Raw genomic sequence first — 14,722 nt, 5'->3', positions numbered from 1 at the left:
TAGTAACTGTAACGTTACAGTTACTATTGACGGAAGCCGCAGGTTTGTAAATCATACATTTGCGGGCCGCGTGATTTTCTTGACGGCCCCCGAAAGGAATGCTGACTGCGCCAGAGCGCCGGAAAGGACATGCCATGACACCGCCCGAGGAAAGCCAGAAGCTCAGCGCACATGAGGAAAAGACCCAGACCACGCGCACGCGCATTCTGGAGGCGGCCCGGCAGGAGTTTGTGGAACGCGGGCTGGAAGGTGCGCGGATCGAGCTGGTGGCGAAGCGGGCAGGGGTCAACAAGGCTTTGATCTACCGCCACTTCACCGACAAGGGCCGGCTGTTTCAGGCGGTTCTGGAAGGCTGTTACCATCAGATCCGCGCGGCAGAGCGCGCGCTGGACCTGCCTGCCGACCCGCTTGCGGCGCTGGATAAGATCTGCGGTTTCACGCTGGATTATTACCGCAGTCATCCCGACCTTCTCGTGCTGGTCGGGATCGAGAACCTGCATGGCGGTGAGCATATCCGGCACGCCGACCGCGCCGGGATCGGGGCCGAGGATCTGCTGGCGCGCATGGCGGCGATCGTGCAGCGCGGCGAACAGGCAGGCCTGTTCCGGCCGGGGATCGACCCGGCAGAGCTGTGGCAGCTGCTGTCGGCCCTGTGCTGGGTGACGGTGGCGAATGCCCATACCTCGGGCTTCACTTTCGGGGTGGACATGCTGCACCCCGACCGGATCGGGGTGCGGCTGGACAACATCCGCCAGATGGTGCGCCGCTTTGTTGCCGCTCAGGCCGCAGCGGGCTGAGCCTGTCCGGGCCGCAGCCGGGTAAAGGCAAAGACATCGGCCGGGACAAGGGTGTTTTCGCCCAGGATCAGCTGCGCCATCATACGCCCCGCCCCCGGCCCGATACCGAAACCATGACCGGAAAAACCCGAGGCGATGTTGAGGCCGGGCAATGCGGGCACCGGGCCGATCACCGGAATGGCATCGGGCGTCGCATCCATGTAGCCTGCCCATTCATGGGTAATCCGCGCGCCCTGAAAGGCCGGGAAGGCGCGCGCCAGCCGGTGCAGCGCCTTGCGGGTATAACCCGGCACCGGATCCGGGTTCAGGATGCGCACCTGTTCAAAGATGGTGCGCCGGTCCAGTGCCCAGCGGCGCGCGGTGGCCAGATCCTCCAGGAAGGTGCGGCCGATGCGGGGCGACAGCTCGCGCCAGCTGGTGCGCAGCCCGGGCAGGTAATCACCCAGCAGACGGAAGTGATCGGGGGTCAGCGGCGCGATGGCCCGGTTGCGCACCGCAATGGTGTAGCCGCCATCCTGACGATGGCGGAAGGCGAAATTCTCGGCCCCCACCGGCATATCGGTGATCAGGGGCACGCCCTCCACCCGTGCGACCGGACCCAGCACTTTCAGTTGCGGAAAGTCGATCCCCAGATTGCCCGCGAACAGCCGGGACCACATGCCCGCCGCGATCACGACCTGCTGGCAGGCGACCGTGCCGCGTTCGGTAACGACAGCACTGACCCGGCCTGAAGCGGTTTCGAGGCCGCGCACCGCGCAGCCCGTCACAATGCGCGCGCCCTTTGCCCGGGCGGCAGCAGCAATGGCGGGCACCGCGATCCACGGCTCGGCCTTGCCATCGCTGCCGGTGTGCAGGACACCCAGAATACGGCCATCATTGCCCGGCAGGCGCGTGTCAATTTCGGTGCGCGACAGCATCCGGCCATCGACGCCATGCTCCGCACCGATCTTTTCCCAGTTGCGCCAGTGATCCAGCTCGCGCCTTGTATAGGACAGATAGGCGATGCCGGTGCGCCGCCAGCCGGTGTCGGCGCCGATCCGTTCGTTCATGCCTGCCCACAGCCGCAGGCTTTCCATGCACAGCGGCAGTTCGCGCGGGTCGCGACCCATCTGGCGTGTCCAGCCCCAGTTGCGGCTGGATTGTTCCGCGCCGATCAGACCCTTTTCACACAAGAGCACGCTGACGCCGCGCTCGGCCAGTTCCAGCGCAGTGCAGACACCGATGATGCCGCCACCGATCACCACCACATCGGCGGCCTCTGGCAGGTCTGCATCCCCCGCGAAGGGCGCAAGCGGGAAGGACAGGAATTGCATCATGGTTTCCTCATGCCCATTCCGCGCCGGGTTCAAGAACGAAATGGCCGGGGGCAGGCTGGTGATAGACACGGGCGGGCGGGGTGAAGCCGACCGGACGCACGGGAGACGACAGTTCACGCCCCGGCAGGCTTCGCCGCTGGTGCCGCCGGGCCGGATCAGGCAGCGGCACCGCCGCAAGCAGGCTTCGGGTATAAGGATGCGCGGGATTGCCGAAGACGGCGTGGCGTGGTCCGATCTCGACAATCTCGCCCATATACATCACCGCAACCCGATGGCTGATGCGTTCGACCACCGCCATATCATGACTGATGAAGATGAAGCCAAGGCCCATTTCCTCCTGAAGCTTCATCATCAGATTCACCACCTGCACCTTCATCGTAACATCCAGAGCCGATACCGCCTCGTCCGCCACAATGACCTTGGGTTTCAGCGCCAGCGCGCGCGCGACGCAGATGCGCTGCCGCTGTCCGCCCGAAAATTCATGCGGGAAGCGCGAGGCCATTTCGGGCAGCAGGCCCACCGTCTGCAACAGCTGACCGGCCAGCGCGGCATGTTCGTCAGGATTGCCGACCCCCTGGATCAACAGGGGTTCGGTGATCGCCTCGCCCACGCGCAGGCGGGGGTTCAGACTGGCATAGGGGTCCTGAAACACCATCTGTACATTGCGGGCCAGCGCCCTCGGGTCATTGGCCGCGACCGGCTTGCCCTCGATCCGCACCGAACCGGCATCGGGGCGGTGAAGCTGCGTGATCAGCCGCCCGAGGGTGGATTTGCCACAGCCGGATTCCCCGACGATCGACAGGGTTTCCCCGTGGCGCAGTTCGAAACTGACATTCTCGACCGCATGCACCCGCTTTTGCAGCCGCCGCAGCGGCGGGGCGGGCACGTCGAAACGCTTGGTCAGACCGCGCACCTCCAGAAGCGGCGCGGCAGCCTCGCGCAGGGTCGAGGGGCGCGGCGGCGGCGGCACGAGGCTGGCCGTGGTCATGTCATAGACGGGGTAGGGCAGGGGGTCGTGATCCCCGGCCATCGAGCCAATCTGCGGCACTGCCGACAGCAGCGCGCGGGTATAGGCCTGCTGCGGTGCGCCGAAGATGCGCTCGGTCGGGCCGGTTTCCACCGTATCGCCACGAAACATCACCAGCGTGCGGTCGGCGACCTCGGCCACCACCCCCATGTCATGCGTGATGAACAGCACACCCATGTCGTTTTCGGCCTGAAGCTCCTTGATCAGCTCCAGCACCTGCGCCTGAATCGTCACGTCCAGCGCGGTGGTCGGCTCATCCGCGATCAGAAGATCGGGCTGACAGGCCAGCGCGGCCGCGATCATCACCCGCTGCCGCATCCCGCCGGAAAAGCGGTGCGGATAATCGTCATAGCGCGCCGCTGCCGAAGGGATATGCACCCTGTCCATCATGGCGATGGCCTGACGGCGTGCCTCGGCGCGCGAGACATTGCGATGCGACAGCACCGCCTCGGCGATCTGGTCCCCGATGGTCAGTACCGGGTTGAGCGAGGTCATCGGTTCCTGAAAGATCATCGAGATCCGGTTGCCACGGATCTTTTCCATCTGGGGTTCGGAGAGGCCCAGCAGTTCCTGCCCGGCCAGACGGATTGATCCCTGCACCCGCGCGGTGGCCCTGGGCAGAAGCTGCATGATCGCCATGGACGACACGCTTTTCCCCGATCCGCTTTCGCCGACGATGGCCAGCGTCTCGCCCTTGTCTATGGTGAAGGCGATGTCACGCACGACATTCACCCAGTTCGCGCCATGGCCGAACGAAACGGCCAGATCCCGAACGTCCAGCAGATGAGGTGCGGCGGTCATCGAAATCACTCCGGTTTCAGGCGGCGGAACTGCGGCGCGGATCGAAGAGATCGCGCATGTGGTCGCAGAAGGCGTTGAGAACAAGGATCAGCCCCGTCAGCACGATGCAGGGTGCAAACAGCAGCCACGGCTCGTCGATGACGGTGGCGCGGGCGGCGCCGATCATCATGCCCAGCGAGGGTTCGGGCGGCACCACCCCAAGGCCGAGGAACGACAGGCCCGATTCCAGCACGACCGACATAGCCATGACAAAGCTGAACTGCACGCTCAGCGGTCCGGCGATATTGGGCAGGATGGTGCGCAGCACGATGCGGGCAGGCGAAGCCCCCATCAGCCGCGTGGCCTCGACGTAATCGAGGGTGCGGATGGTCAGCACGCTCGCATGTGCCACGCGGGTGAACGAGGGCACATAGACCAGCGCCAGCACCGGCACCAGTGTCAGCGGGCCGGAGCCGTAAAGCGTCGCCGCCAGCATTGCCAGCAGCAGCGGCGGGAAGCACAGGACGATATCCATGAACCGCATCGACAGCATCTCGGTCAGGCCGCGGTTGTAGGCGGCAACGATCCCCAGAAGCGAGCCGATCACCCCGGCCAGCACCGCAGCACTGCCCGAAATCAGGATGGCACCACGCAGGGCATGGACCAGGCGCGACAACAGATCACGGCCGATTTCGTCCTGGCCCAGCAGATGCGCCGCCGAAGGACCGGCAAAGCGATTGGCGACGTCCAGCTTCAGCGGGTCGTGCAACGGCAGGATCGGGGCGGCCAGCGCCAGCAGGACGATGACCGACAGAAGGATGCCCGAAGGCGACAGCAGGGCTTTCTTCATTTCCGCACCCGGGGATCGACAAGGCCATAGATGATGTCCACCAGCACGTTGAGCGCGATGTAGCAGGCCGAAACCACCAGGATCACGCCGGTCACCACCGGGTAATCGCGCGCGCTGACCCCCGCGACCAGCATGCCGGACAGGCCCGGCCAGTTGAATACGCTTTCCACCAGCACCGTGCCCGCAAGCAGCCCGCCCAGTTGCAGCGCCACGATGGTGATGACCGGCATCAGGGCGTTGCGCAGCACATGGCGCAGCGTGACCTGCCGCGCGGGCACCCCCTTGGCGCGGGCCGTGCGCACATAGTCCAGTGGCATCACATCCAGCATCGAGGCGCGGGTGATGCGGAAGACCACCGCCGACAATCCGACAGCAATGGTCGCCGCCGGCATGAGCAGCAGGATCAGGTGCCGCCCCGGATCCCGGTCGAAGGCGACATAGCCGCCAGCGGGCAGCCAGCCCAGATATTGCGCGAAGATCAGCACCATCAGCGAGCCGATTACGAAGACCGGAACGCTTTGCGCGGTACCTGCCATGGCATTAGCCATGCGGCTGAACAGGCCGGTCGGGCGCAGCGCGGCCACGATCCCGGCGGGCAGGCCGAGCAGCAGGCTCAGCAGACCCGCCGCCCCGATCAGTTCCAGCGTGCGGGGCAGGCGGCGCAGGATCTCGCGCGCGACCGGCGTTTCATCCACCAGCGAACGGCCAAGATCCATATGGGCCAGCTGCTCCATCTTGAACAGATATTGCTGCCAGACCGGGAGGTTCAGCCCCAGATCCTCGCGCAGCAGCGCCACCATGGTCGGATCGGGCGTGCCACCGCTGTTCGACAGCAGCAGCTCGACCGGATCGCCAGGCACGAAGTTGATGGAAAGAAAGACCAGGGTGATGACGACCCAGAGCATCACGACGCCCTGTAGCACCCGGCGAAGGAACCAACCCATTGTCTCTGCCTTCGGACTGCGGGGGAAGGGGGTTCACGGCGCAGCGGGCGCCGGGAACACGCGGCGGGCGCGGCCGTCAGTGCGGCCGCGCTGCCATGATGTCAGGCAATGTCGATCTTGTCGAACAGCACCGACGAGAAAGGCGACAGCTGGTCGGGCAACATGGCCAGCGGCGTCACGGCGGCAGAGCGGCCGAAGCCGGTGGCACGATAGGCAACGCCACACATGGTCGTATTGTCCAGCGCGATCTGGTCGGCAGCCCGGTAGATCTCGACCCGCTTCGCCTCGTCAAACTCGCCGCGGCCCTGCGCCAGCAGGTCGCTGAGACCCGGCGCCTCGATATCCCGGCTGCGCGAATAGGCATGCGACAGCGCGGGGTCCATGATCGACACGGCGCCATCGGGATCGAGGCTGTCCAGACCGAAACCCTGAACCGCGAAATCACCGGCACCGCGCGTGCCCAGGGCCACGCGGGTTGCCCAGTCGGGCATGTTCAGCTCTACCTCAATCCCCACCTCGGCCAGATGGCTTTGCACCAGAACGGCGGTATCGCGGTGCATGGTATATTGCGAGGTGGCCAGAAGCTGCACCTTCAGCCCGGTTTCATACCCGGCTTCCTTCAGCAGCGCCCTGGCCTTGTCCGGGTCATAGCCCCAGTAATTCGCCTGTTCCTCGTTCCAGAAGGGCGATCCGCTGGCGCGCGGGATGCCACGCATCTCGGCTCCGTAGCCGAAGAACACCGACTCGACGAATTCATTGCGTTTCAGCGCAAAGGCCACCGCCTGACGCAGACGGGCATCCTTGAACGGCCCCGAGCCGTTGAAAGTGAGGAACATGAAGGCGCCGGAATCGACCTTGTCCAGCGCCAGCGCGCTGTTCGCCTCGATCTGCTTCATCGCCGACCACGGGACGTAGTCGATCAGGTCGACATCCCCCGCCGTCAGCGCGGCGACCCGTGCGTTTTCGTCGACATAGGGCGTGATGAGGATGCTTTGCAGATGCGGCAGCCCCTCTTTGAAATAATGCTCGTTGGGCTCCAGCTCAATCCCGACGCCTTTTTCCGCTGACACGATCCGATACGGACCGGCGCCGGTGCCCTGATCCTCGGCATCGGTCGATCCGGCCTTGAGGATCGAGAAGAACGGATAGGTCATCAGCGAGGGGAGGGTCGCCATCGGTGCTTCGGTGGTCAGCCGGAAGGTCAGATCGTCCACCACCTCGAAGCCGGTGATCTTCTTCACCCCGTCATACATATAGGCGCCGGAGTTATCTGCCGCGATCTGCTCGAAGGTCCAGCGCACATCCTCGGCGGTGACCGGGCTTCCGTCGTGGAACATGGCCGCGCGCAGCTTGAAAAGCCAGGTCGTCGGGGACTCCGAAGTCCAGCTTTCCGCCAGTTCGCCGACAAGCTGCCCGCTGGGGTCATAGTTGATCAGGTTGCGGTTGATCAGCGACGAAACCATGTGGCCGGAATAGCCGACCAGAATCCACGGGCGCAGATGGGCCGGATAGGTCGAAAGACCGATGCGCAGGGTCTTGCTGGCCTGGGCGGTGGCGAAGCGGGTTCCGAACATGAAGCTTGCGGTGCTTGCAGTGGCGATCTGCAAGAGGGTGCGGCGGCTGAAATTCATCGGGCGGTTCCTGTTGGGTTGAAGTTGGCCATCGCAATGGCGGTCACGGTGCTGCGTTCTGACCACCCCGACGGGCGGAATGCGCATGTTCCAGTAGGGTCAGGCTAGGGTCACAGCGCGTGAAGGGTCAAGAAAATTCCAACTAAGGGACCGGATATCAACTTGTCAGTCCAATAATCAGATTATACCGTGATGAATTTATGCTCATCCTTGCGGCTTCTGACCGTCAGAAGCAGTCCTCCACATCGTAATGTACCGGAATGGTTGAGACAGAGGCGCTTGGCGGAAGTTCCAGCGCCATACCGACAATCCGTGCCACATCCTCGGGCCGGGTAAGGCGTTCCGAATCGACCCGCCCGCCCGCCGCACCAAGGCCCATGTCGGTGGCGATGAAGCTGGGACAGACCTCCGTCACACGCAGCCCACAGTCGCGCCCCTCTTGTCGCAGGGCGGCAGCCAGCCCTGACACCGCATGCTTGCTGATGCCGTAAAGCCCCGATGCGCGCGATTTGATCCGCTTGCCCGACAGCGACGAGATAACGACGATCCGTCCCACCGGAGGGGCGGCCAGCGCGGGCCAAACGGTTTGCGCCAGCCGCAGCGGCGCTTTCAGATTGACCTCCAGCAGCCGGTCAAGCTCGTCCATCCCGGCCTCAAGCACCGGCGTGGAGGAATGGATGCCCGCATTCAGCACCAGCCCGTCCACCCGCCCGAAATGCGCCAGTGTGGCCGCAAGCCAGGCCTCGCCGGTCTGCGGTTGCAGCGCGTCATAAGGGCAGACAAGGCAATCCGGATGATCCGGCACGACCGGGTTGCGCATGCCCGCACTGATGCACCAGCCACGCGCCAGCAGATCCTGCGCGATGGCATGGCCCAATCCGCGCGAGGCGCCACTGATCATGGCGACGCGACGGGGTTCGTCCATATTCTTCTCCCTGGGGTGTCAGATCGCCTTGGCCTGCCGGTCGGCCTCGTCGATACGGGCCAGTTCTTCCCGCATCACGGCGACGATTTCGAGTTCCTGTTCCTGCGTCAGACTGCCGATCGGGGTCAGCACCGACATGGCGACCTCCAGCCCCAGCCAGGTATCGCTGAGCACCGGCAGCGCCAGTGCCAGCGATTCAATCCCCAGTGTCGAACGCACGCCGCGCACATAGCCTGTCTGGCGATAGGCAGCGATATCGGCCTCGATCTGGTCCAGCGACAGTTTCCATTGCTGCAAGGCACTGGCATTCTGGTCGAACACCACCTGTCGGCTACGGTCGTCCATCTTGGCCAGCATGACGATCCCCGCCGGGCTGACCGAAAGCGGAATCCGCCCGCCGATACCGCTGACGAAGGGCTGTGCCGCAATCACACCCAGCTCCAGATCCAGACAGGCGATATCCACCCCTGCCCGCATCATCAGATAGGTCGACCGCTGCACCCGCGCCGACGTCGCGATCAGCGCCGGGCGGTAACGGCGGATGATCTCGCCCACCGCAGGCACCCGATGCGCCAGCGCATAAAGCGTCGGACCCAGCCGGTAATTGCCGCGCGTCCCGCTCTGGATCACCAGACCACGGCTGCCAAGCGCCACAAGGCTGCGATGTACGGCGGATTTGGCATCGCCGGTCGCCTCGGCCAGTTGCGCCAGCGACATGCCCAACGAACCGGCCTCGCCCAGAATCAGCAAAAGATCGGCCGCGCGTTCGGCGTTGGAGGAGGATTGTCTGACCAAGGTATTCTCGCTGGTTGGGGCGATGGCAGGCTTTCCCGCCATCGCCCCGCTGTCAAGCAGGTAAGCCGCTCAGACCCGGCGCCGTTCCCTGAGGTCGGTGGCACGGCGGTCGGCAGGGCGGCGGGCCGGATCGCCATAGCCACCCGCGCCGGGCGTGACGATTTCCAGCACATCGCCCGGCTGCATGTCGACAGAGTGCCGCTCGAACCCGCTTTTCACCCCATTCAGCGTGAAATAGCCAGATCCGCCCGACTGCCCCCCGGCAAGACCCCAGGCTGCCGTCGACAGCCGCGCGCCCATGACCTGCACCCGGCAGGCGCGTTCCGCACGGTAGACGCGGCGCAGGCCCATGCCGCCCACGAACTCTCCGTCACCGCCCGAGCCGTCCACCAGCTCATACCGGCGCAGGGTAATCGGATATTCGTTCTCCAGCGCCTCGACCGGCAGGTTGGACGTGTTGGTCATATGCACATGCACGCCATCCAGCCCGTCCTTGTTGTGACGCGCCCCGAAGCCGCCGCCGATTGTTTCCAGATAGACCCACAGCGCGCCATCCGGCCGGGTGCCGTTGAAGCTTGCGACATGGACCGAGCCGTTACAGGCCGCCACCACCCGCTCGGGGATCACCTGCGCGAAAGCACCATGGATCAGGTCGACGACCCGCTGGCAGGCGGTGATGCGCCCGTCCACGGCCGCCGGATGGGCGCAGCGCAGGATCGTGCCTTCCTCTGCATTGACGGTAATCGCCCGCGCCAGCCCGGCATTCGGCAGAATGGTCGGATCAACCACGGTTTTCATCGCGTAATAGACGGTGGCGAGCAGCGCGGTGTAAACCACGTTCAGACCGGCGCGCACCTGTGGCGGGCTGTCGAAATCCAGCGTGGCCTCATCGCCGGCAATGGTGATGCGGACCGAAAAATCCAGCGGTTTATCGAGCGATTCACTGTCGAACACATCGGAGAAGGCATAAACCCCGTCAGGGATAGCCCGGATACCCGCACGCATCTTGCGGTCGGCGTAATCCATCAGCTCCTCACCTGCGGCAAGGACATCGGCCAACCCGTACTTGACGCAAAGTTCGGCCATGCGGATCGCGCCCAGACGGTTGGCGGCGATCTGCGCCCGCAAGTCCGAGATCCTTTCGGACGGCACCTGACAGTTCAGCAGGAACAGGCGCTGGATATCCTCTTGCAGCACACCGGCACGATACAGCCGCACCGGCGGGATGCGCAGACCTTCCTGATAGATATGGTCGTGCCCGCGATCCGCGAAATCGGAATGGTGCGCGGTGTTGATCGCCCAGGCGATCAGCGCGCCATCGTGAAAGATCGGCTCTGCCAGAACGATATCGGGCAGGTGGGTGCCGCCGCCCTCGTAGGCATCATTGCCCATGAAGATATCGCCGGGCTGGATGCTGTCCGCCGGGAATTGCCGCAGGATATAGGGGATGAAGCCAATGAAGCTGCCAAGGTGCATCGGGATATGTTCGGCCTGGCACAACATGCGACCCGAGGCATCGAACAATGCAGTCGAACAGTCGCGGCGTTCCTTGATATTGGTCGAGTAGGAGGCACGCACCAGTGCCTCGCCCATTTCCTCGACAGTCGAGGCGAAAGCAGAACCGATGACCTCTACGGTGATCGGATTCAGCTTCGCACGGGAAACCGGGGTCTGCGCATTCATGCCGATTGCTCCAGAATGAGGTTGAGATAGGCATCGACCGTCGCGGTCATGTCGGGGGGCACCACGGTTGTGCTGTCCATCTGGTCAATGATGGCAGGGCCTGCGATGCGGTTGCCCGCCAGCAGCCTGTCGCGGTTGTACAGGGTAGTTTCCACGAAATCCCCGGTCTCGGGCATCCAGACCGGGCGGGTGCCGGTGATCGCAGCGGTGGCGTCCGCCCCGGCATCGGGCTGGGGCTGGAAATCGGCCTTTTCCACCAGCCCGCTTGCCGCGATGCGGAAGGTGACAAGCTGGATCGGCTCGCCTTCGGCGACAAAGCCGTAAAGCTGCCGGTGTGCCGCTTCAAACCCGGCCTCGATCTGGCGCAGGGTTTCCGCCGTCACCGGCCCGCTCGCCACCGGAACCGAGATTTCATAGTTCTGCCCGGCGTAGCGCACATCGACACTGCGCTCGATCAGGCGGGCGCCGGTCAGGATATCCTCTGCGTCGAACCAGGCTTCGGCCTGCGCCTCCAGATCGGCATAGGTCGCCGAAAGCATCCCGTTATCCGCGCCGCTGAGCGGTGTCAGGCTGGTGGCCGAGAAATCGGCGCGCAGATCGGTCATCAGCAGGCCAAGCGCACACAGCACGCCGGGCGTGCGCGGGATCATCACGCGAGTCATCCCCAGCGCGCGGGCCAGCCGCGCCGCCTGCACCGGGCCCGCGCCGCCAAAGGCCAGAAGGGTGTAATCCCGCGGATCATGCCCCCGCTGGACCGAGATCACCCGGATCGCCTTTGCCATATTGGCGATGACGATATCCAGAATGCCGTTCGCCGTTTCCATCAGGCCAAGGCCCAGCTTGTCGGCCAAAGTCTGCACTGCCACCTGCGACAGGCTGCGGTCGATCTTCATGCGGCCATTCAGCAGATATTCCGGGTTCTGGGTCTGCATCAGCACATTGGCGTCGGTCACGGTGGGTTCGGCATTGCCCAGCCCGTAGCAGGCCGGCCCCGGATTGGCTCCGGCCGACCGGGGCCCGACCTTCAGAAGCCCGCCATTGTCGACATAGGCGATCGACCCGCCCCCTGCACCGACCGTATGAATGTCCAGCATCGGCACTTTCAGCGGATAGCCATGCACCACGGATTCGTTCACCACGCGGCATTTGCCATTGCTCAGCAAAGCCACATCGGAGGAGGTTCCCCCCATGTCAAAGGTGATCAGGTTGTCAGTGCCGGTCATCCGGCCGATGGCCTGCGCCGCCACCACCCCGGTCGATGGCCCTGAAAGGACGGTACGCACCGGGTTTTCGGCGGCGGTGTCGAAGGCGATCACCCCGCCGTTCGATTGCGTCAGCTGCGGTGCCACGCGCAGACCCAGATCAGCCAGTTTCTTCTGCAAAGCCTTGACATAGACCTGCATGACTGGGCCGAGATAGGCGTTCACCACCGTGGTGGACAACCGCTCATACTCACGGAACTCGGGCGCGATCCGGTGCGAGATGGCAGCGAAAGCCTCGGGGAATTCTTCCGTCAAAATGGCTGCGGCGGTCTTCTCATGCTCGGCATTCAGGAAGCTGTAAAGGAAGCTGACGGCGACGGATTGCACGCCTTCGGCTTTCAGGCTGCGCACTGCCGCGCGGAAGGCATCAGCATCAAGCCCTTCCTCTACCGTGCCGTCCGGCCGCACCCGCTCGGCCACGCCAAGCCGCAGGTCGCGCGTCACCAGTGTTTCGGGCTTGTCGGCTTGCAGGTCGTAAAGATGCGGGCGTTTCTGGCGGCCGATCTCCAGCAGGTCGCGGAACCCTTCGGTGGTGATCAGCCCGGTCTTCACGCCGCGCCCCTGAATCAGCGCGTTGGTCGCGACCGTCGTGCCATGACCCAGAAACGAAACTTCGGCGGCACTGGCGGAAACCTGTTGCAGACCTTCGGCCACGCCCTGCGTGATGCCCCGCGACGGATCGTCGGGGGTGGAGGAAACCTTCCAGGTGACCACCTCGCCGCTGTCCTCGTCAAAGAGGCACACATCGGTGAAAGTTCCGCCGGAATCGACGCCAATCCGCCAAGTCATGTTCTGATCCTAAGCTGTCCGCAAGCGCGCAAAGGCGCCCTGTCTGCGTTCAGCCAAGCGGCAGGAGGGGTGGAGTGTCAATCTAATTCCAAATTTTAATATTATACGATATTATAAAATCCTATAAAAGGAATAATTTGTGCATTCTCTAGACTTCTACATAGCATCCCGCGCCCGCGCGCCGCCGCCAAGGAAGGTGATTCAACGAGTCAACTTCCGGCAGCAGATGCGAAGCGACCGCGATCAGGCGGAGTTGCTGCACGACATACCAGTCTGTTTTATTGTGGCCTATCTCGGGGCAACAGATGCGGCAGAGTAACCAACACCATAGCAATCCCGCGAAGCATGCCACTGATGGCTCAAAGGTGGTTGCGCCAGTTTCGGCTACCACCGCCGAAGCCGCGCTGAAACCAAGATGCACTGCATCAAGCTTCTCGGGCAGCGCCTGTCCGCGCGGGACTTCGACCGTCAGGTTGCAGAGTTCCAGGTCCGTGTCGCCGTCCTGAACGGGTTCACCGCCCTCGGCACACCCATCACAGAGGTCGCAGGATAGGTCTGTCCGGGGAAAGGGGAGGCACGGCCATCACCCGATTTGTGCAACACAGCCCAACAGAGCCCTCCTGCAGTGCTCCCAAACTGAAACAGCTCGGGCGGTTCTATAATGAACCGGCAGGAGGGGCATCCAATCCATTATTTTAGAATGTGCCCGCGCCACATCAGTTATTCAGATAATGATAGTTATGTTGCATTAAAAATATGTCAGCCCTGCCGTCCGCCACGAACGGCAGCGCTGAGTGTAACGCTTCACATTGTCACGTCGGGCACCGCATGACGCAGGTCGACCGCCTGACCCGTGCGGGCGCTTTCCTGTGCGGCCATGCCGATGGCTACGGCCCACCAGCCGTCGGTCAGGCTGACTTCGGGGGCCTGAGCGCCTGCAACCACGCGGGCAAAACCCTGATGCTGGTAGAAGGTCGACCCGTTGTGATCGCCCGCAGCCAGCAGATCCGGATCCACCGGCACTTCCAGCAAGCGCGGCCCCTTCGGCTCGCGCGGGCTGACAATCACCTGCGGCACCGGCGGGGCACCGAGATGCGCAGGCCAGAACCGGCCCGGCCCCGGTACGAGACATTCGATCTTGCCCAGGGGCCCGACGGCGCTGATCTCTTCCTGATAGCGACTGCCTTCGGCGAACATGCACAATTCCAGCATCGCACGCATGCCGTTTTCAAAATCGACGATGACATAGGCATGATCCCAGATATCTGGCGTCGCGCCCTCGTAACGTTCGTCGAGATGGTTCACCGCCTGCCCGCCAGAAGCCATGACCCGGACCGGATCGCATTGTGCGATCAGGCGCATCAGGTCAAAGAAATGGCAGCACTTCTCGACCAGGGTGCCGCCGGTCCTGGCGTTGAATCTGTTCCAGTCACCCACCTTTTCCAGAAAAGGAAAGCGGTGTTCGCGGATCGTCAGCATGCGAATGCCGCCGGTCGCCGCTTCGGCCTCGCGGATCAGATGCGCGACGGGGGGCATGTAGCGATATTCCATCGCCACCCAGATCGGTGCGGGATAGGCCGCGCGCAGAGCCGCCAGCCGGGGCGCATCGGCGGGATCGGTGAACAGCGGCTTTTCGCACAGCACCGGCAGGGGGCGAATAGCGGCAATTTCCTCAAGCTGCGCCAGATGCAGGAAGTTCGGGCTGGCAATCAGCAGACAATTCACCGCAGCCACGGCCAGAACTGCCGCCACCGAATCGACCAGCCGCGCGCCGGGGCAATGACGCGCCGCCTCGGCCCGCATCGCCGCATCAGGTTCGAATATCGCCACCACCTCGGCATCGGGCAGCAGCGCGATGTTGCGCAGATGTTCCTGCCCCATCATGCCGCAGCCGATGATGCCGTAACGCAAGGTTTTCATGGG

11 protein-coding genes and 1 pseudogene are annotated in these 14,722 nt (G+C 64.0%); 2 read left to right on the top strand and 10 right to left on the bottom strand.

All coding sequences use genetic code 11. The features are described from left to right. Positions 1-134: 134 nt before the first annotated feature. Positions 135-797, top strand: a complete 663-nt coding sequence (locus IE126_RS13265; protein WP_189381283.1) for a TetR/AcrR family transcriptional regulator — start codon at positions 135-137, stop codon at positions 795-797. Here the strand turns inward: IE126_RS13265 and IE126_RS13260 are convergent. From IE126_RS13260 to IE126_RS13220, 9 genes are all read right to left on the bottom strand, one after another. Further along, positions 779-2,113, bottom strand: coding sequence for an NAD(P)/FAD-dependent oxidoreductase (locus IE126_RS13260; RefSeq protein ID WP_229825483.1), 1,335 nt, complete (start codon positions 2,111-2,113; stop codon positions 779-781). The genes IE126_RS13265 and IE126_RS13260 overlap by 19 nt on opposite strands. A 7-nt stretch (positions 2,114-2,120) precedes the next feature. Beyond that, the gene (locus IE126_RS13255; RefSeq protein ID WP_189381281.1) at positions 2,121-3,941 is read right to left on the bottom strand and encodes an ABC transporter ATP-binding protein; all 1,821 of its coding nucleotides are present in this window, start codon (positions 3,939-3,941) and stop codon (positions 2,121-2,123) included. 16 nt (positions 3,942-3,957) lie between these two features. Next, positions 3,958-4,770: an ABC transporter permease gene (locus IE126_RS13250; RefSeq protein ID WP_054302069.1), complete on the bottom strand. Its 813-nt coding sequence runs from the start codon at positions 4,768-4,770 to the stop codon at positions 3,958-3,960. After that, entirely contained in the window at positions 4,767-5,714 is a 948-nt protein-coding gene (locus IE126_RS13245) for an ABC transporter permease (RefSeq protein ID WP_189381280.1), read from the bottom strand. Before IE126_RS13245 ends, IE126_RS13250 begins: the two co-directional genes overlap by 4 nt. A 101-nt stretch (positions 5,715-5,815) precedes the next feature. Continuing rightward, on the bottom strand, positions 5,816-7,345 hold the full coding sequence (locus IE126_RS13240; RefSeq protein WP_054302067.1) for an ABC transporter substrate-binding protein: 1,530 nt from the start codon (positions 7,343-7,345) through the stop codon (positions 5,816-5,818). Between the two features lie 226 nt (positions 7,346-7,571). Next, entirely contained in the window at positions 7,572-8,270 is a 699-nt protein-coding gene (locus IE126_RS13235) for an SDR family NAD(P)-dependent oxidoreductase (RefSeq protein WP_189381279.1), read from the bottom strand. A gap of 18 nt (positions 8,271-8,288) precedes the next feature. After that, entirely contained in the window at positions 8,289-9,065 is a 777-nt protein-coding gene (locus tag IE126_RS13230) for an IclR family transcriptional regulator (protein ID WP_161805997.1), read from the bottom strand. 69 nt (positions 9,066-9,134) lie between these two features. Then, on the bottom strand, positions 9,135-10,748 hold the full coding sequence (locus tag IE126_RS13225) for a hydantoinase B/oxoprolinase family protein (RefSeq protein WP_189381278.1): 1,614 nt from the start codon (positions 10,746-10,748) through the stop codon (positions 9,135-9,137). After that, complete coding sequence (locus IE126_RS13220) at positions 10,745-12,799, bottom strand: hydantoinase/oxoprolinase family protein (protein ID WP_189381277.1); 2,055 nt, start codon at positions 12,797-12,799, stop codon at positions 10,745-10,747. Before IE126_RS13220 ends, IE126_RS13225 begins: the two co-directional genes overlap by 4 nt. Positions 12,800-13,181: 382 nt before the next feature. Between IE126_RS13220 and IE126_RS13215 the strand changes: the two are divergent. Further along, positions 13,182-13,352, top strand: a pseudogene (locus IE126_RS13215) (IS5/IS1182 family transposase); the annotation flags it as partial. A 251-nt stretch (positions 13,353-13,603) separates the two neighbouring features. Here IE126_RS13215 and IE126_RS13210 read toward each other — a convergent pair. Next, complete coding sequence (locus IE126_RS13210; protein ID WP_054302061.1) at positions 13,604-14,719, bottom strand: Gfo/Idh/MocA family protein; 1,116 nt, start codon at positions 14,717-14,719, stop codon at positions 13,604-13,606. Between the last annotated feature and the right edge of the window lie 3 nt (positions 14,720-14,722).

The sequence above is a fragment of the Gemmobacter nanjingensis genome, assembly GCF_014652195.1.
Lineage (GTDB): Bacteria > Pseudomonadota > Alphaproteobacteria > Rhodobacterales > Rhodobacteraceae > Gemmobacter > Gemmobacter caeni.
The sequence above is the reverse complement of the archived record's forward strand: the minus strand, read 5'-3'. Positions and strand labels throughout refer to the sequence as shown.